11 protein-coding genes are annotated in these 19,249 nt (G+C 70.5%); 5 read left to right on the plus strand and 6 right to left on the minus strand.

All coding sequences use genetic code 11. From position 1 onward, the window contains the following. Window position 1 precedes the first annotated feature (1 nt). The gene (locus tag DFJ66_RS12500) at window positions 2-745 is read left to right on the plus strand and encodes an AfsR/SARP family transcriptional regulator (protein WP_121220972.1); all 744 of its coding nucleotides are present in this window, start codon (window positions 2-4) and stop codon (window positions 743-745) included. A gap of 236 nt (window positions 746-981) precedes the next feature. Here DFJ66_RS12500 and DFJ66_RS12505 read toward each other — a convergent pair whose 3' ends face one another. From DFJ66_RS12505 to DFJ66_RS12520, 4 genes are all read right to left on the minus strand, one after another. After that, on the minus strand, window positions 982-1,443 hold the full coding sequence (locus DFJ66_RS12505) for a hypothetical protein (protein WP_147459221.1): 462 nt from the start codon (window positions 1,441-1,443) through the stop codon (window positions 982-984). A 12-nt stretch (window positions 1,444-1,455) separates the two neighbouring features. Then, complete coding sequence (locus tag DFJ66_RS12510) at window positions 1,456-1,917, minus strand: hypothetical protein (RefSeq protein WP_121220975.1); 462 nt, start codon at window positions 1,915-1,917, stop codon at window positions 1,456-1,458. Window positions 1,918-1,953: 36 nt separating this feature from the next. Continuing rightward, window positions 1,954-11,757 carry an RHS repeat-associated core domain-containing protein gene (locus DFJ66_RS12515; protein WP_147459222.1) on the minus strand — a complete coding sequence of 3,268 codons (9,804 nt, stop codon included), beginning with the start codon at window positions 11,755-11,757 and terminating at the stop codon, window positions 1,954-1,956. 92 nt (window positions 11,758-11,849) lie between these two features. Then, window positions 11,850-12,167, minus strand: a complete 318-nt coding sequence (locus DFJ66_RS12520; RefSeq protein ID WP_147459223.1) for a hypothetical protein — start codon at window positions 12,165-12,167, stop codon at window positions 11,850-11,852. Window positions 12,168-12,446: 279 nt separating this feature from the next. Between DFJ66_RS12520 and DFJ66_RS12525 the strand changes: the two genes are divergently transcribed. Beyond that, window positions 12,447-13,076 (plus strand): SMI1/KNR4 family protein, encoded by a 630-nt coding sequence (locus DFJ66_RS12525; protein WP_170199324.1) that lies wholly within the window; start codon window positions 12,447-12,449, stop codon window positions 13,074-13,076. A 72-nt stretch (window positions 13,077-13,148) separates the two neighbouring features. On the opposite strand, the gene DFJ66_RS12530 is transcribed toward DFJ66_RS12525, so the two are convergent. Continuing rightward, window positions 13,149-14,345 (minus strand): hypothetical protein, encoded by a 1,197-nt coding sequence (locus DFJ66_RS12530; RefSeq protein ID WP_121220984.1) that lies wholly within the window; start codon window positions 14,343-14,345, stop codon window positions 13,149-13,151. A gap of 327 nt (window positions 14,346-14,672) precedes the next feature. Between DFJ66_RS12530 and DFJ66_RS12535 the strand changes: the two genes are divergently transcribed. Then, window positions 14,673-14,879: an AfsR/SARP family transcriptional regulator gene (locus DFJ66_RS12535; RefSeq protein WP_121220985.1), complete on the plus strand. Its 207-nt coding sequence runs from the start codon at window positions 14,673-14,675 to the stop codon at window positions 14,877-14,879. Here DFJ66_RS12535 and DFJ66_RS12540 read toward each other — a convergent pair. Continuing rightward, complete coding sequence (locus tag DFJ66_RS12540) at window positions 14,864-16,876, minus strand: NACHT domain-containing protein (protein ID WP_147459224.1); 2,013 nt, start codon at window positions 16,874-16,876, stop codon at window positions 14,864-14,866. The genes DFJ66_RS12535 and DFJ66_RS12540 overlap by 16 nt on opposite strands. A 524-nt stretch (window positions 16,877-17,400) precedes the next feature. Here DFJ66_RS12540 and DFJ66_RS45430 point away from each other — a divergent pair. Beyond that, window positions 17,401-17,574, plus strand: coding sequence for a hypothetical protein (locus DFJ66_RS45430; protein WP_397556249.1), 174 nt, complete (start codon window positions 17,401-17,403; stop codon window positions 17,572-17,574). Window positions 17,575-18,180: 606 nt separating this feature from the next. Continuing rightward, window positions 18,181-19,050, plus strand: coding sequence for an nSTAND3 domain-containing NTPase (locus DFJ66_RS12550; protein ID WP_121220992.1), 870 nt, complete (start codon window positions 18,181-18,183; stop codon window positions 19,048-19,050). Window positions 19,051-19,249 lie beyond the last annotated feature (199 nt).

Consider the following 19,249-nt stretch of genomic DNA (forward strand, 5'->3'; position numbering starts at 1 on the left):
AGTGCTCGAATTCGGACTGCTGGGCCCAGTGGACGTGCGCGCCGACGGGGCACCCGTCACGATCGGCGCCGCGAAGCTGCGCGCCCTACTGGCCGCACTGCTGGTGAAGCACAACCGGACCGTCACCACGGAGGCTCTCGTGCAGCGGGTGTGGGCGGACAGACCTCCGCTCAGAGCCGTGGCGGTTCTGCGGAACTACGTCCTGCGGTTGCGCCAGGCCCTGAGCGACGACGGAACGGTGATCCGCACGACCGACGGGGGCTACCTGATCGCCGTCGACCCGGCGCGGTTCGACGTGACGAGGTTCGAAGGCCTGGTCGCGCGGGCCGACGCGGCACGCGATCCGGCCGTGCGCTCACGCCTGCTGTCGGAGGCGCTCACGCTGTGGCGAGGACCGGCTTTGGCCGGTGTCACGTCGGAGCCGCTGCTGCGCGAGCACGGCGCCCGGTTGGAGGAGCTGCGGCTCAACGCCGTGGAGCAGCGCATCGAGGCGGAACTGGATCTCGGCAAGCACACCGGCCTGGTGCCGGAACTGCGCGCCCTGACCGCCGAACACCCGCTGCGGGAACGTTTCTGGAGCCAGCTGATGACCGCCCTGCACCGCTCCAGCCGGCAGGCGGAGGCGCTGGAGACCTACCACCACGTGTACCGCCTGCTGTCCGACGAACTGGGGCTCGCCCCGGGCGCGGAACTGCGCGAGCGCCACGCGGCCATCCTCGCCGCGGGCGGCCGGCACCGCACCTGATCCACCGACCCGGGCCCGCCGGTCCGTCGCGACGCCGCACGGCCGGGAGGTCCGCCGACGTGCGGGCCGGCGCCTTCAGTGGGCGCCGGCCCGACGCGGACGTTCGACGCGAGACCTCGCGCTGCCCGAACCGCGGTCCGAGGTGCGGGCCGAGGTGCGGGCCGAGGTGCGGGCCGAACCGCTGCCTGAACCGTGGTCCCAGGTGGGGCCGGACGTGGCGGTGACGCCGGGTCGGCTCATCCCTCCCAGCGCCAGTTCGCCCCCGGTCCCGCGACCAGCACCGCGTCCGACGGCGTGTACAGCACCCACTGCTCGACATCGCCGTCCGCCCGCAGCGGGAAGACCCGGAGCACCTCCTCGCCGAAGTCCACGTCGAGCTCCAGGCCCGGCGTCGTCACCGAGACCGCCCGCACCTCGAGGCCCGCCAGACGCTCGACGGACCGAGCCACGTCCGGGTCGTCCGCCCACGCGGCGATCACGTCGTCCGCCGATTCGAGCCGCCACGCGGCACCGGGGATCCACAGCATCCACGCACCGCGCTCGGGCGACTGCTCGGTCGCGGGCACGACGTCCCCGAAGTGCAACGCCACGGAGTTGCCCCGGCCGAGCTTCACCCGCCACGGCGCCGAGCCGACCAGCTCGTCGAGCACGTCCGGCACGCCCACTCCCACCACCCCGTTCCCGACCACCGTTCGCACCGCGGCACCGGCTCACCCGATCCGCGACGCGTCACCCGAACGCCAGCGCGACCCCGGTCCCGCGACGAAGACCTCACCGGACGGCGTGAACAGCATCCAGTGGTCCTCCACCCGGGTCGTCACCGGGAAGACCCGCAGCACGACCCCACCGAAGTCGAGGTCGAGCCCGAGGGAGGGGGTCCGGAGGCGAACGCCCAAGAGCCGCTCACCCTCCAGACCCCCCACCGCCGCGGACATCACCTCGCGGGTGTCCTCGGACCCGGCGACCACGTCCCGCGCCGAGTCGATCCGCCAAGCGGCCCCGTAGATCCAGAGGTGCCACTCACCGCGTTCACCGCTCTCGCCGGGAGGAACGACCACCCGGCCGAAATCGGCGGTCACGAAGTTGCCGTGCCCGAGCCGCACCCGCCACGGCGCCAGGCCGACCAGCGAGTCCAGGACCTCCACCAACGCGGCGACACCAGGTTCCGACATGCTCCCCTCCCCCGAGATCGTACGGCTCCCCGGTGGTCAGCCGAACAAGCCCACGCCGATGTCCACGATGTCGTGGTAGCCGTAGCCCTGACCGGTGATCTCGTTGTGCAGTTGCCGTTGCTCGGACTTGCTCAACTTCCTCCCGATCTCCCTCTCGATCGCGCGCAGGGCGTCGTTGAACTCCCTGTTCTGCGCCTGGTTGTTCTGCGGCGTGCCGCCCTTCCCCGCCCTGTGCTTCTCGAACCCGCCGGCATCGTCGTCGCCCCAGTCCCGACGCTTCGCCGCGCAGTTGTGCGACAGCACCGAGGTCTCGCCCGCGAGCACGTAGAACGTGTGCAGACCCTCCACCGTGAGGTTGTGCACGCGCTGCACGGCGTCACGGGAGACGACACCCGTGACCCGGGCCGTGGTGCCGTCGGGTGTGCGGAGCAGGTCACCGGGACGGAGGTCCGCGGCGTCCCGCCACACGCGGGCGTTCTCCAGCCAGAACGGATGACCGGCGGTCGCGGTGAAGGTGTTGTCGGGCTTCCCGTCGCCCGCCTCGACCGACACCGTCACCAACGCCTTGGCGCCATCGCCGACGACGGTCGCGGACACCTTGCGGCCCTCGGTGCGACCGCTGCGGGGATCGGTGGCCAGGACCCGCTCACCGGGCCGTACGTCGCCGATCGGCTTGGCGCTGCCGTCGGCCATGCGGACCCGCGTGTCCGGGGTGAAGCTGTTGGACACGCAGTCCTCGGGCTGGGTCGGCTTGGTGCCCAGCGGGTCGATCGACGTGGTCGGCCGGTTGCCGACGTAGGCGTGCAGGTTGAAGCCACCGTCGAAGCCGATCGGGTCCTCGCTGAGGAAGCGCTGCAGCACGGGGCTGTAGTAACGCGCGCGGTGGAAGTACAGGCCCGTTCCGTCGTCCTCCCGGCCGGTGAACCGGTTCGCGTTGTCGTCGACGCCGGAGGCGTACGTCCGGCCGAACGGCTCGTAGGTGTACGACACCCCGTTGCCGTTCGCGTCGACCAGGCCGACCGTGCTGCCCAGCCCGTCGGTCAGGAACCGGCGCGTCGCGCCGCCCGCGGAACGGAGGTGGTGTCCGTCCACACCCGACGAAGTCAGGTCCGTCGTCCGGTCACCCACCTTCTCCTGCAACGGGTTCAGGCCGTCGTACAGGAAGCCGGTGGTCGTCCCGTTCACGGTGCGGGTCGACCGGCGCCCGTCGGTGAGGTACGAGAAGGCGGCGTCCAGTCCGCCGCCGGACACCGAGGCGAGCTGCCCGCGGGCGTTCCACGTGTACGACGAGCGGCCGTCCGAGGTGAGGTTGCCGTCCGCGTCGTAGGTCACCGTCGCACCGTCGATCGTCCGGAGCCGGTTCGCCTGGTCGTAGGTGGCGGTGCCGAACGGCTCGGGCAGCATCGTCCGCGAGTACGCGCCGGTCGTGCGCACCGGTTGCCCGGCGCCGTCGTAGGTGTAGGCCAGGTCGCCCAGCACGGTGGTGCCGGAGCGGTAGGTGATGGACTTGACCTGGCCGGCGTCGTCGTAGGCGTAGGTCTGGGACACCCCACCGACCGGATCACCGACCCGCTCCGGCCGGCCCACCGCGTCGCGGCTGACCGAGCTCACCACCGAGGTCCCGTGCCGGATCTCCTTCAACTGCCCGAGCGAGTCGTACACGTGGCGCACCGCTGCGCGACCCGCGACGGTCACCGTGCGGTCCCGCTCGGCGGGGCTGTAGGAGTAGGTGACGGAACCGGAGGCCGTGTTCTCCGCGGTCACCCGGTCGAAGGCGTCGTAGTCCACCGAGGCCGCGCCCGCCTTGGTGTCGGTCGTGGTCCGGAGGCGGTTGCCGGCGTCGTACCCGTACGTCACGGTGCTCTCCGTGCCGTACCTGGTCTCCGTCCGCCGGTTGAGCGCGTCGTACTTGTGCTCGACCTCGATCCCCGAGCGGCTGGTGGTCTTCTCCAGGTTGCCGTTGAGGTCGTACTGCGCCCCGATCGCCGGCTTGACGCCCAGCGGGTCGGTCACGGCTCGCACCCGGTCCATCGCGTCGTACTCGTAGACGGTCGCACCGCCGCGCGGGTCGATCACCCTCGTGCGCTTGCCGTTGCGGTTGTACTCGTACGCCACCCGGCGGCCCAAGCCGTCCGCCTCCCACGCCACCCGGCCGGTCGGCAGGTACGCCGTCTCGCTCACCGCGCCGAGCGGGTCGACGTCCCGCACCGGGCGCCCCGCACCGTCGAAAGCCGTGCCGGACACCCGTCCGAGCGGATCGGTCGTGCGGACCGGGTCGGTGCCGAGGTAGTCCACCGTGGTCGACTTCAGCGCCGGGTCGGTCACCCTGGTCACCAGCCCCTTGGCGTTGACCTCGTACTGGGTCTTGCGGTTCTCCGGGTCGGTGACGGACTTCAGCGCACCGCGGGCGTCCACCTCGTACACGGTCGACTTGTTGTACGAGTCCGTGTACTTGGTCAGTTCGCGGTTCGGGCCGTTGCGCTCGAACTTCTCCGTCCGCGCCTCGGCCGTGCCGGCCAGGGTGGTCTGCTCCTTGACGTACCCCTTGTCGTCGTAGAGGAAGGTGGTCTTGCGGTTCAGCGCGTCGGTCACCGACTTGCGGTGCACGCCGTCGGTGTCGTACTCGTACGACGTGGTCTGGGCGAGCGCCGTGCCGTACGCCTTGGTCTCGCCGACCAACTGCCCCTTGTCGTTGAAGACCAGGCGCTCGACATTGCCCTTCGGGTCGGCGATCTTGGTTTCGGTGATCTTCCCGCCGACGTCGACGTACTCGAACTTGGTGATGCCGTTGTCGGCGGCGGTCTGCTGCTTGACCCGGCCCTTGTCGTCGTACTCGTTGAGCAGGTACCGGACGTTCTCGCCGTCGGTGATGCTCGTCAGGAAGCCCTTGGTGGTGTCCCAGCCGTAGCGGGTGACCCCGCCGTCCGGGTCGGTCACGGTGGCCAGTCGGCCGGCCGTGTCGTAGGTGTAGGACACCTTCCGGCCCAGGTTGTCCTCGGCGAGCTTGACCCGCGGCGGGTTGGCCTCGTCGTAGGTCAGCCTGATCCACCGGCCGCTCGGCGTGGTCACCTGGGTGACCGGGCCGTTGGCGCGGACTTTGCCGTCGGTGCCCGGAGGCGCGGGTGCCCTGGTGATGGTGACCGCGTTGCCGTACTTGTCGCGGATCTCCTGCAGGGGCGCCTCTTCACCGATGACGTACACCGTGCCGTCGCGCAGCTTCACGTCCCAGCCGGCGTCGTTCCAGCGCACCACCGCGCCGTCGAAGATCGTCGTGGTCGGGTCGGCGGCGAATTCGGCGCCGGCGTAGTCGGTGCCGGGTGAGGTGCGGTGGAACCCGACCCTGCTGCCGTCCGGCTGGACGAGGTCGAACCGCTGGAAGGTCTGGCCGCCGCTGACGTCCGACCAGGGGAAGACCCCGTAGTCGAAGTTGGTCGCCAGGCCGAACGGCCGGACCTCCAGGTCACCCTGCTGGTAGGTGCGCTTGAGCTGGATCGGCAGGACGTCGTCCACGGTCAGGTCGACCGCTTCGTCCACCAGCAGGCCCGTGGCCGGGTCGACCGGGTCGCCACGACGGGTGTTGTTGGGGATCGGCGCGCTCTTGGGCGGGTTCAGGCCGGGTACCGCCGTCATGGCCCCGGTGAGCCGGTAGAACCGCACGTCCGCGTCCGGCACGATCTGCTTGCCGTCGGCGGACACCGTGCCGTGGCCGTAGACGTGCCAGCCCTTGCCGTCCGGGTCGTAGTTCCAGAACTCGGTGCGGGTGCCGGGCGCTTCCTTGGTGTAGTTGGGGTAGACGATCGTCGCGCCCTCGGGGAACAGGTACCCGCCGCCGGGCTGGACGGTGAAGTACACCGGAACCCGCGTGGGCGGCAACGGGAACGGCGGGCGGTCGATCGGGATGGGCGTGAGGCTCAGCTCGGTCGCCACGTCGCCGTCGGCGTCGCGGACGACGGTGCCGGCGGGCAGCCGCACCTCCAAGCCCGGGATGGCGGGCGTGGTGAGGACGGTCTCCTCGGTGGTGGGGCTGTCGACGCGCACGACCGTGCTCTGGTCGATCTCGGGCAGGAACACGGTGTGCGGCAGGACCAGGACCTCGCCCGCCTTGACGTCCACGCCGATGTCGAACGCGCCGTAGACGCGCCCGCCCGCCTCGGCCGTGCGCCCGTCCACGCGCAGCGACAAGTGTCCCTCGTCCAGGCCCACCAGGGCGAAGCGGCCCTTGTCGTCGGTGGTGGTCGAGTCGTCACCGGTCGAGACCCGCACGCCGCGCAGCGCGGTGCCGTCGGTCGACTGGACCAAGCCGACCACGCCGGTGAAGCCGACCGGGAACTCCAACGGCTTCTCCCGCACCGGCTGCGGGTTGAACCGCGTAGTCCAGTCGACGCCGTCGAGGTTCGCGCTGTCCGGCCGCCACCCGCCGGCGCCGCAGACCTGCTCCGGCTCGGCCGGCCGCGGCCGTTCCGGCTCGGTGCGCTCGGAGCCCTCCGGGCCGGCGACGGCCTTCGCGATCGGCGGAGCCGGTTCCGGTGCCACGCAGGTCGGTCGGACCCTGCGCGGCGGGTCGATCCGCGTGGTCTGCTCGGTCGCGGCCAGTGTCGCCGGTTTGCTCAGCGCCGCGGTCATCGAACCGGTGACGCCGTTGGCGGGGTCGAACACCAACGTGTGGGTGCCCGTGGCCTTCAACGCCGCCAGCCGGAACCGGTCGGACGAGGCGAAGGTGCGCCGGACCGCGATCGTCCCGTCCGGGTTGACCACCGAGTAGTAGACACCCGTGTTGTCCGGGAACTGGCGGGTGACCTGCAGCTGCAGCACTTCGCCGGTCGCCCCGTCGAAGGTGATCTTGCCGTTGCGACCGGGTTGGTCGATCGTGATCGTGCCGGCCGCGCCGCCGACGACCACCTTGCCACCGTCGACCTCTGTGAACAGCCCCAACGCCACCCGACCGGACACCGGTTGGGAATCGGAGTTGATCGGCGAGAGCTGCACCTTGTACTCGCCCGCCACGGGCAAGGCGATCAGGTCTTGGCCGTCACCGGTCCGGTAGGCGCTGTAGAACTCCAGGTTCGAGCCGTCCGGTTTGGTGATCTTGGGCGTGATGTACTGCGCGCTCGTCGAGGCGGTGCTCAGCGTCAACCGCTGTCCCACCGCGCCGGTGAACCGGCCGACGATCCGCTGGCCGGGTACCACCAGGTCGGCGTTGACCGGCGCCCCGTCGATCGGGATGACGCCCAGGTCCAACGGCTCGGAGGCGGCGATGTTCGCCTTGCCGGTGCTCGCGTAGGCCGGGTCGATCAGGACGCGGTAGCGGCCGGTCTCCGGCAGCGCCGGCACGTCGATCTTGCCGTCGGTGACGAAGGTCAGCACCGAGCCGCTGGGCTTGTTGATCCGGAACGTCACCTGGCCCGCGATGGCGTTGTCGCGCAGGAGCATCGTCAACGGCTTGTCCTTGACGCCGTCGAAGTTGAGCCACACCTCCTGGCCCGGCCGCTTGACCTCGACGGGCGTCAGGGCGTTGAGCGCGATGGTGCCGCCCTCCAAGGGCGAGGACAGCCACGCCCGTGCCGTGCCGACGGCTTCCCACCCGCTGATGAAGAGGCTGTGCTCCCCGGTCTTGCGGATGGTGAGGTTGCGGGTTTCGGCCGAACCGGTGCGCAGTTCGACCTGGACGTCGTCCGGCTCCACCATGATGCTGACCGGGTAGCCCTGTCGGCCGTTCTCCCGCATGGTGTTGTCGGTGTGGCCCAGGATCAGCGGCTTGCCCGCGGTGCCGGTGAACGGCAGCCGCACCGACTGCCCGGGCCGCAGCACCTTGTACGGCACCGGGTCTCCGTCGACGTTGAGGCGCGGCGCGTCCACCACGTTGGACAGCCACACCTTGCCGAAGCCGAGCTGGCTTGGGCCGAAGGTCACGCTCACCTTGTGCGTGCCGGTCTTCTTGACCTTGTAGACCATCGTCGGCACGTAGTCGGCGAGGTTCGCCCGCCAGGTCGCGTAGCTGCCGTCCGGTGCGATGATCTTGACCACGAAGGTGTTGGCGGGCTGGCTGACGTCCGTCAGGCCCAGGCTCACCCACTCGCCCGCGGTGGCCTCGAACGGCATCTCGACCGGCTTCTCGGCCTCCTTGACGGTGAACGGGACGCCGGAGCCGTCCCGCGTCAACTTGTCGCCGATCAGGTCGCGCGACAACGTGACGCGCACCTTGCCGGCCTCGCCGTCGTCGGGTGCGACGACGATGGTGTAGGTGCCGGTGCTGGTGAAGACCGGCAAGTCCTGGTGCAGGCGGCTGCCCGACCACAGGTCCAGCGGGTCGCCCAGCGCGCGGCGGGCGAAGTCCGCGCCGTGCGGGGTGAACATCCACATGGCCGACCGGACCGGGATGGTGTTGTTCTCCAGGTTCAGGTTCAGCCGCTCACCCGCCTTGCCGTCGACGAGCACCACGGCGGCCTTGCCCGCCGGGATGTCCAGGTCCAGCGGTGTGCCGACGACCAGCCGATCGCCGTGCACGAGGTCGGCGGCGGCGAACCCGCGCGGCGCGACCAGGAAGTCGGCCGGGCTGGTGGCCTCCCCGCCGGGGGTGCGCACCGTGACGCGCCCGGACGCCGCCGCGTCGGGCACCTCCACGACCAGGCTGGTGTCCGAAGCCTCCAGGACCCGCGCGGTGGTCTGGTGGAAGTGCACGACGTCACGGGCCCGGTCCCGGTCGAAACCCGTGCCGGTGATGGTCAGCCGGTCGCCCTTGTCGCCACGTGCCGCCGACACGGCGGTGATCGACGGCGCGACCACCGCTCGGGCCTTGACGAACGGGCGGTGCGCGGCGGCCGTGCGGCCGTTGGCGGTCACCCGGACGTGGCCGTCGGAGATGCCCGCGGGGACGACCACGGTGAGCCGGTTCGGCGACGCGGCGGTCACCTGGGCGGGGATGCCGTCGAACACCACCGCGTTGTCGGCCGGTTGGGCGCCGAAACCGGTGCCGCTGATCTCCACCGACGCGCCGACCGGCCCCTGCTCGGGGACCAGCGCGAACACCGCCGAGGCATCCCGGTCGTACCGCTCGGTCCGCTCCAGGTTGCCGCTGTCGTCGTACCGGTAGGCGGCGGACTCGCCGGAACTGTTCGCGACCCCGGCGAGCTGGCCCGCGGCGTCGTAGAAGAACTCACGCGGGCCGGACGGCGCGCCGACCACGAACGCGTGCCGGGTCGGCGCGGAGAGCGCGCCGGTCGCGGCGACCTTGGCCCACACGGTCAGCGTCCGCCGGCCGGAACGGACCGGCGTCACGCTCAGCGTGACCGTGCCGGCGCCGGCGGCCTGCTCGGTCGGGTTGGCGTCGGTGTCGAGCTGGTAGACGACCACGTCCGGCGCGACGGCTCCCGCCGTGCGCACGGTGACCGAGCCCGCTTGGCCGACGCTGCCGTGCGGCTGCCCGTCCGCCGGGAAATCGGTGGACGTGACGACGGGGGACTCGGGTGCGGGCACCGGCAGACCGCCCACCACGAACGTGTGGCGCGCCGGTTCCGACGCGACGCCCGCGCTGTCGACCGCCCACGCGGTCAGGGTGTGCGTGCCGGAGGTGGATGGGGTCGCCTGCACGGTCACCTCGCCGGAACCAGCCACCGTCCGGATCGGACCGTCGTTGACCCGGTAGCGGTAGGCGACGACCGCCGTCCGCCCGCCGGGCGCGAGGGTGAACGTCCCCGCTTGGCCGGGGGCGCCGTGCGGCTGCCCGTCCGCCGGGTAGTCCGCCGACCTGACGGCCGGGGCCTGCGGCACCTGCGGGAGAGCCGGCGCGACCTTGAAGCGGTAGGTGGTCGCGGGCGACTCCTGGCCGTCGGCGGTGAAGGAACGGACCGTGAGGGTCTTGTCCCCCGGGAGGGTCGGGATGATCCGCGCCGTGGCTTTCCCCGTGCCCGCGATCTGCTTGATCTCGCCGGAGGCGTACTGGTAGCGGAACCCGACGACCGGTTCGGTCCCCGTCGCCCGGAAGGTGAAGTTGCCCGCCACGTAGGGCGCGCCGTGCTCGGCGCCGTCGGACGGGTATTCGGCGGAGGACACCAGCGGGGCGCCCGGGGCTGCCTGCGCGACCAGGTGGCGGGTGATCGCGGACTCGACGGACGGGTCCGCGCCGACCGCGACCACCTCGACCGCCTCGCCGCCGCGCGGTGCCAGCGTGGCCTTGCCGTCGGTGGCGTCCTGGTAGACCCACTCGTCCGTGCCGTCCCAGCGGAACCGGTAGCCGTGCGGTGCGACCGCGCCGCCGGGGCCCAGCTCCAGCTGGTCGGAGACGGTCGGCGCGGCCAGCGCCGCCACCTCGACCGCGTGCACCGCGGACTCGGACTCGTGGCCGGCGGTGTCGACCGCGCGGACTTCGAGGACCTGCTTGCCCGCCGCGGGCGGAGCGGCCGTCAGTTCCGCACGGCCCTCGGCCGCGGGCACGCGGGTGAACGCGTCCTGCCCGTTCCAGCGGTAGCGGAACTCCGTGGTGGCCTGCGTCGCGGTGAGCAGGAACTTGCCTTCGTGGCGGGGAGCGCCGTGCGCCCGACCGTCAGCCGGGTAGTCCTCCGAGAACACGCGTGGCGCCACGCCGTTCTGCGGCCCGTAGGTCACTTCCAGCCGCGGCGCGCCGAGCCGGACCGCGCCCGCCCCGGTGCGCAGGCCGAACGTCACCTGACGTCGGTGCTCGGCCGCGGCCGAAGTCGCGAGTTGCGTCACCTCGAAGGACAGCTCTCGCGTGGGCTGTTGCTCGCCCAGCTCGCGCTCCCAAGCCGGCTGGTGGCCGTGACTGGTCGTGGCATCGACCGGACCGGTGGCGTGCAACTCCACCTCGCCCGCGTCGGCGGCAGCTCCGACGACCGGGATCACCAACCGCGCCGAACGGACCGCGCGGCCCGCCAGGTGCGAGGTGTCGAGCTGGAGGAATCCGATGGCCGTTCGCGAAACCTCGGTTTCCTGCGGGTTCCAGCGGGAGGCCGTTCCCGCGCTGTCCGCGACCATCGACACGGCGCTCCCGGTCCGCACGCGGATGCTCAGCGTCCACGGTTCGGTGGTGGCGGGCAGTGAGTAGGTGATCCCCCCGTCGGCGAGCGTCGCCGGCACCCGGTCGAAGTGCCCGGAGCCGCCCACGCCGAGGATCGCCGGGTCCACGGTGAAGACGGCACGGTGGCGGTCGTCGAGCGCGCGGATGGTGCCGTCCGCGGCGGCGCTCAACGCCAGCCGCTCGACGCCGATCGGCACGCGCACAGTGCGCGCCGCGCCGGCCGGACCGGTGACGACGTGCGTGAAACCATCCGGAGCCGCCTCGACACGAACGCTCTCACCGGGCGTGACATCCGGGTACACCGCGGTGTTGTCCCGTACCCGGGGTTCGGGCAGGGGATCGGGCGTCGAGCCCCAATCCAGCCCGTGGACACCTTCTCTGACCACGGCCACCGGTCCGGGGCCACCGGTCGACAGCTCCAGGTCCACCGCACCCGCCCGCGGCACGAGGCGCTCGCCACCGCGTCCGGCCACCCGGTCGAGCGACGTGTCGACCGGTGCCCAACCACCCTCGCGAGCCACGCGCTGCGGCGTTCCGTGCAGGACGGCGGTCATGGTGCCGTCCGGGTTGGCGGTCACCAGTTCGGTCGTGCCGCTCAACCCGCGCGCCTCCACCGGTTCCCCACACCGAGCCGCCGCGGCACGGGCCGCGGCGGCATCGGGTTGGTGTGCCGGGCACTCGCGCCCGCGTCCGTCCAGAACCCCGCTCACGACCACGAACGCGGACAAGACGAGACAAGCGACGACCAGGAGGATCGTCGTCCGTCTACCCCGCCGCGCGCCGGTCGCGGCCCCCCACAAGCCAGGCACGTGCACCTCCACCACGATGGCGAACCTCAGGCCCACCACTCTGGTGCGAGGACATCTCGCGCCACTCTCCTCCCGGTCCCGCAGGACCGGTCTCAGCTGGTCCCGGCGGTCCCCTTGAGGCATTCGAGGATCGCCGCCCGCGCCTCGTCGGTCCCGGCGACCCGCTCGACGCCACGATCACCCGACTCTCCCGCGACGAACGCCTTCCGCTCCTCGACCGAGGCGTAAGTCATGTACCAGTCGGCGACACATTCCACCGCCGCGTCGGGACTTCCGGCCATGCCGGGATCAGACTTGATCTTCACAACGACATCCGCCCGCCCCGGCTCCCCCGAGCCACCGCACGCCCCCAGACCCACCACGAGCCCCAGGACCACCAATCCGCACGCCACCCCTCGAACCACAGCCATGCCACCCGAGCTTAGGCACCGAAGGCAAGCCCCCGCCGGATCGTGAGCGAAGCGCCCCGAGGGGCACTCATGCCAACCACTTGCGGATGGTGCTGAGTGCCACGCGACCCCGACAGATCCAAGGCAGCCCCGCTCAGCTTCCAAGCCGACTGAGTGCCGCCGTCCGAGACCGCTGATCACCACGCCGTCCGAAACGATCGAGCGCGCCACGGTTGCGACAGCCGTGTTGGCCGTCGCGGTCGGAAGCCAGGGTCGAGGCCGATGATGCATCCTGGTGGCATGAGCGCATCCGTCGCGGATTCATGGGCTCGGATCACCACTTGGCTGCGAGCACACGCGCCCTCGACCTTCGACAGCCTTGCTCCTCCCGCCGACGAACGCGACCTCGCGGCACTGGCATCCGACGTCCCGACTCCGCTTCCCGACGACCTGTCCACCTGGTGGCGGCTGTGCGATGGCTCCGGCCTGCCGGACGGGCGGACCGAGTTGCTGCCACCGTACTTCGAACCCTGCTCGACCAAGCACGCGCTGGAAAAGCGGCGATACCTCGTAGGCCCGGCTCCGGCACGCACCGCCGACCCCGTCGACGAGGCCGGCACGCGTTCTGGCGCGTTCCTCGAGACCTTCGTGCCGATTGCGGCACTCGGCAACGGCGATCACCTCTTCGTCGACCTGCGGCCAGGCCGATGGCACGGCTGCGTCCACCACTGGAGCCGCGACGACGGCAGCCAGGTCACCCCATACTGGGACAACGTGACCGACATGCTCACCGACATCGCCAACGCACTCCACACCGGATCTCCCGCACTGCGATCCTACGTCGAGCGGGCCCGCCCCTACGGCATCCGCACTCCCTCATACGTGCCCGCAGTGCAAGACGGGTGCCTGGTATGGCGTCGAAGCAACTGACACGACACCGCGACTACGAGGTCGTCGGCTCGGAACACGCCGTCCAAGGAGTGGGGCACTGACGAAGTCCGATCACGTGTACAACGAGGGCGGTTGGTGCGAACTCGCCCAATTGCGCAGGTTGCGGAGATTGCCCTCGGAGACGAACCACCAGCCCGCCAACGAGTTCACACCCGCGACATCCGTGACGCCCAGGGCGTCCAAGCGCGCGCCGATCGCCCGCGGCGGCCCGTCGAGGGAGGTGCGCAGCTCGCCGCCGCGATCGACGTACCGGTGCTCCATGTGGGACGGCAGCCAGCGGGCCCACATCGCGCGTTCCAGCGTGTCGCTGATGAAGTTCTCGGTGTGGAAACGGGAACCGCCGGGCACTTCCAGCGCGCGGGTGTGCCATTCCTGGAGGCGTTGACGGTAGGCGGCGGGGTCGAAGCGGTCCCAGTAGTCGTCGTGCTCGTGGGCCGGGTCGTTGCGCTCGCGCGCCTGCCGTTCGAACGCATGGGCCATCTCGGACTGGCTGCGGGCGACGCGTTCGTGGGCGAAGGCGTAGAGGGCGAACGGGTCGGAGACGTCCGGGCCTGCGGACGGCTGGGCGCCGCCCTCGGCCGCGGGCGGACGGGCCGGTGCGGCAGGTCGCCACGCACCACCGGAATCGCCGTAGGCCTGGGCGGCGCTGGAGGTGACCGCGCCGACTACCGCGTTGGCCGGGTTCTCCGCGCCTTCCACGTAGGTCAACCGCCGGAGCAGCCCGATGTTGGGCGGGATGTCCGCAGAGTGCGCGCCCAGCGTCAGCAGGAACCGTTCCATCACCACGGCGGCGGCGACGTTCAGCACGCCCGCGGCGACCGTCGCCCAGAACACGCGCGCGGCGGCGGCGTCGGACAGGGCGGTCTGGTAGCGGCTGTAGGCCACCGCGTAGCCGCCGTGCAGGCGCGAGATGCCCGCCTCCCAGTCGGCGTGGACACGACGGCCGGACTCGGCGAACTCGGTGTCGATGTCCATCGCCTGCTGTCGCTTGTGCAGCCGGGCGTTGGCGCGCTCGAGCTGCCCGACACGGTCCTCCAGCACGCTGACCCGCGAACGCCGCCGCTGGCGCTGAACAGCGACTTGGCCCGCGGCCACCAGGCCTCCCACGACGTGGGGCGCGGCGGCGGCTTGGCGCCCAGCGACGCCTGTCGCGGCGGCATGGGTTGCGGCGCTCTTCTGCACCGCCAGCCGTCCCGCGACCGCTCGGTTGCCGGCGGTCTGCTGGAGGTGCCGCAGGTCCGCGGTCATCGGACGCGCCGGTGCGACGGGCCGCCGCACGGGAGGCGGGGACGCTGTTTCCTGCACGGGTAACGGGCGCACTCCCAGATGGCACCCCGGCCACCAGCCAGCGTCAATGGCCGTACGGGCAGTCCGGCGGGCCGTGCCGATCACCTCCACCCCGTCGACGGACAGCCGGAGAGCTCCTTCCACGTGATCGGGGGTCGGCCGGGTACCCCCTCGCCCAGCCGACCGCCGACTGTCCGAACCTCGTTGTCCACTGCCCACGCGCCCGACGGCGGACAACCGCGACGGCCTACACACGAAACCGCCACGACGGCCGAACGGAGGACGACAGTGCAACTGGAGTTGCTGGGGACCATCCGCGCCCGATCCGCAGGCTCGCAGGTCGACCTGGGCCACGCCCGTCAGCGAGCCGTGCTCGGCGTGCTGCTGCTGGAGCCCAAGGAACCACACACCGCCGACCGGCTCGTGGAACGCGTCTGGGGTGACACCGGCCCACGGCGGTCGCACACCACGCTGTACGGCTACTTCCTCGTCTGAGTCGAGCGTCTCTTACCGTCGAGTGATCCGCCGACCGCGAGCCGGTCCTGCAGCTCGGCGTGTCGGAACTGGTAGACCGGTCCTACCGCCTGTAGTACACCGCGCCGGCGCGCGTCCTCCAGGAACCGCAACAGCCGCACGGGCGTCCGGTGCCGCAGGGCCAACTGGACCTGGCACCAGAACACGGGCCACGCTGCCGTGGGGACAGGCCCGGCGGACAGCAGTCCGGCGAAACCGGCCAGTAGCCCGATCGCGACCATCTCCGACGGACCGGGATCGAATCGCGTGCCGAGGTGCAGCAGTGCCAACGCCGCCACGCCGAAGCCGGCCATGATCCCGAAAGCCAGACCCGTTCTGGTGTCCTGTCGCCACGACTCGATCGGGTCGTACGGGTCGTCGTCCCGCACTGGTGAGAACAACGACCCCGCGAAACCGAAGACCAGCCAGAAGACGGCCACGAGTGCGAGCCGCCATTCGAACCGGATGTCCCCGACTTGGACGATCACGGCGCCGAACGCCGCCGCAGCGCCCACCGGCAGCGAGATCAACAACCCTCGTGCGGTGATCGGGCCGAGCCACCACCGGTAGATGATTCGCCGGGGCCGTATCTTCCTCGCCATGGTGATCACACCTGCCATGAACCCGGTGGAGAGTCCGACCGGGAGCCCGTAGCCGAATCCCCTGCCATCGGCGATCCAGTACGCCAGCCCGAAGGGCAGGGCGATCACGATCGCGGTCGCGTACCAGACGGCCAGCGCCCGCACGAGCACGGCACCGGGGCTGTCAACCCACCGGTGAACGGTCCACCAGGCGAATTCACGGGTCCCGTCCTGGGCCATGCGGCGCGCGAGGTGACCGAGCACCTGCCGGGCCCGGTTCGCCGTGTAGCGGGGTTCCGGACCGGCCGGCTGCCGGGTGTACGCGACGTCGACCACCTTGTCCAGCAGGTGACCGTGGATCCGCTCGACGGTCGGGAAGCGCTTCCGGTCGAGCAGTTCCTCCACTTGTCCGAGCTGCCCGTACGTGTCGCGGATCAGCGTGACAGCGAGCGGTCTTCGCAACGTCCGGGCAAGCGGGCTCGACGGCTTGGCGTCAACCTCTTCTGCGACGGCACGCCAGCCCGGCGACGGCGGTGAGACGACGTGGCGCAGCAGGTAGTCGACAGCGTCGGACGGGCCCACGGGGTCGAGTTGCACCACGGCGGCACCCAGCAGCGGCACGTGCCGGGCGGCGTCTGCGAACTCACGTGCCCGGCTGAGCAGCACGAGACGAAAGTCCGCCTGATGACTCAACGCACGCAACGCGATCGGCCGCAGCCGCTTCGGCATCTCGTCGAAACCATCCATCAACACCGCGATCCGCCGGTCTCGGATGAGCGGCGCGACGTCCTTACTCCGCAACGGAGTCGTCTCCACGAGCTTGTGGCTGAGCCACTCGCGCACCGGTGTGCGTTCGGGGTCCCAACCATGCAGTGGGAACATCACCGGAACCGGTACGCCCTCCGGAGCCTCCGCACGAGCCGCCAGCGCGGATAACAGCAGCAGGATCGCGGCGGCGCTCTTGCCCGAGCCGGCGCCCCCAGTGATCACGAGTCGACCGGAGGGCAGACCCGCGTAGAGGTCGTAGAGCGTGCGGTCCTCTTCCCCGCGGAGCCCGGTTTCAGTGATCTGGGTCGCGCCGGGCAGCGGCGGGAACCGCAACCGACCGTGCCCACCGCCCGTCGCCGCCGCCACGGGCACCGCGACAGGAAGGCGCGACCGACGCCACCTGATCGGCAGCGTCTCAACGGTGAGCATGCGCTCCTCCGCCGCCCGTGCCCACTGCCCGTACACCTCCCTGGCCAGTCGATCGGCGGCGGGCGGGTCGGGACGACGGCTGAACCATGCCCGGCTCTCGTGGTGATGCGTGATCACGGTGGCGTCCCGGCCGGCCTGCACGGCCTGTGCCCCGTTCCATGCCGTCGCCTGTTGGCGAACGTCGCCGTTGTTCGTGCCCACGAGGCGATGGTGCACCATCGACCACCACCGTGATCATCAATCCTGGGTGAGGTCCCCCGAACACATCAAGGGCAGTCCGCAGAATTGCGACTACGTCGGACGACATGCGTCTCCCCAGGCGCCGCGCATGCGAGGACCTGCTCAGTCTGCTCGACAACTGCGCCGTCACGATCTACGGCGGTTCGGGCACCGACAGTTCGACGGCCAGAACGGCGATGACACGCTGTTCGACCACGAGGCGCTGACAGCGTGTCCGGTGGCACCAACGGTAGCCGTGCGATGTTCATCGGCCTGTCGTTGCAGGCCACCCGCACAGCGCACCCTGACCCGACCGAACAGTCGGCTTGCCGACCGGTTCACCCGCAGCGTGGACCAGTTCAACCCGCGCCGACGCCGACCCCTCAGGGTCCGCCTGGCGCGGTTCACGTACTGGAACGCGAGGACCGCGATCACACCTTCCGATCCGGCCGGGTCAGGCAACCTCCGGGCGGGGGGTAACCCGGATCGGACCGGTGAGGTGGCGGGTGAGCAACGTGATCGCGGTCCAGGTCCGGGCGGCCTCGCTGAGGATGGGCAGTCGTTCGTGGTCGCGCACGTTTCGGCGGGCGCGCAGCAGCCTGGACGGCGCCCTCTCCGCGACCCAACGGCGGAGCAGCACGACGAACTCGATGACGTTGGGTGGGCGGGCACGACTCTGAGGGCGATGTTGAGGCAAGTCTTGGCCCAGGCGACGCGGCTTCAGGCGTAGGGGAGTCAGCCCAGAGCACGGTGATCTGCAGGGTTCTCAGGATCGGCCGGGACGAGTGATTCCGGTTCTCCACGCTGATCTCCGCTGGTCCAGTGTCCGGGAACTCTAGGTGTGAGCGTGGTCGTGCGCACCGGCTTAGTTTGACGGTGGCGTTGTGCACGGTGCCGTAGTTGGGGTTCGTGCCGGACGAGGTGATCTCGCTCCGGAGCCGGCGGTCGCCCGGCTCGTGGATCGACCGGGTATCGACCCGATCGACCTCCCCGTTGTGCCCCAGACGTGGTGGAAGAGGACGTCCGTCCACCCGGTCGGGTGATCGTGATGACAGGGGCGAGCGAGCCGCGATGACCGCCTGATCCGCATCGTCACCGTCCCCCGCCGGGATGATTGCTGTGCTCGCCATGCTGTGGAAACAGACCATCATCAGTGCGGAACTGAGCTGCCGATGGTGCCGAGTTGATGCCGGTGACGAGATAGGTCTCAACGGGATGCTGCTCCGGCCGCGTGGGCAGTAGTTCGCCCCGACCAGTTGCGGTTGGGGTGGTGTAAGACTGGACGGATGGACGCGTCCGACCTGGGTCGGCTCAGCGACCACGACTTCGAGGTGCTCTGCCGGGACCTGTTCGAAGAGATCCTCGGGACGCCGCTGGAGGTTCTCGCACGCGGCAGGGACCGCGGTGTCGACCTGCGGCACGTGGCCACCGACGGGGCGTCGGTTGTGATCCAGTGCAAGCACTGGGCACGGACCGGTCGGGCCGGGCTGCTCCGCCACATGCGGGACCACGCGCGCCCCAAGGTCGCCGCGTTGATGCCGGACCGCTACATCCTGGCGACTACCGTCGAACTCACAGCGGACGCCATGGACACGCTGAAGGCGGACCTCGGCCCTTACGTCCGGACCACTGGGGACCTCTACGGCGTGGAACAGATCGTGGAGGAGCTCCGGAAGCGGCCGGAGCTGGTGCGCCGTCACTTCCGGATGTGCAAGAGCAGCACGGCAGTGATGCGGGACGTCTTGCACCAGGACATCCTGATCAGGTCCTCCGACCTCCTCGACGAGTTGGACGAGTGCGCTCGGACGTTCGTGCCGACACCAGCGTTCGACCGAGCGTGGGAGTTGTTTCGGGAGAGTTCCGTTTGTCTGCTTGCCGGAATCCCCGGCATCGGGAAGACGACGCTGGCCCGGATGCTCGCGAGACGCTGCATCGAGGAGGGCTATCAGCTGGTCGAGGTGTCCAGGGACGTCGACGAACTGGACAAGGCATGGCTCGACGGCGTCAAGCAGGTCTTCTACTACGACGACTTCCTGGGGCAGGTTGACGGCAGTTCACGCGAACGGGTGGTCGTTGGGGTCAGCTGGCCGTATTCACCCCCCTTCGGGACGACCGCATTTGGCGCTGGTCAAAGATCTGGAGCGGCCCGCTCCTGATTTCGCCCCTAAACAGCGTTTACCAAGATCGAAAAGTTACCGTTTCGTAACCAAATAAAGATCCACATCACAACGTGAAAGAGCCCGCTGACCTGGGCATGTACCCAGAGCCAGCGAGCTCCTTCAGACCGTCGGGACGACAGGATTTGAACCTGCGACCCCTTGACCCCAGGGTCGCCTAGATCATGCGCTGACCAGC

This window comes from Saccharothrix variisporea, from assembly GCF_003634995.1.
Taxonomy (GTDB): Bacteria; Actinomycetota; Actinomycetes; order Mycobacteriales; family Pseudonocardiaceae; genus Actinosynnema; species Actinosynnema variisporeum.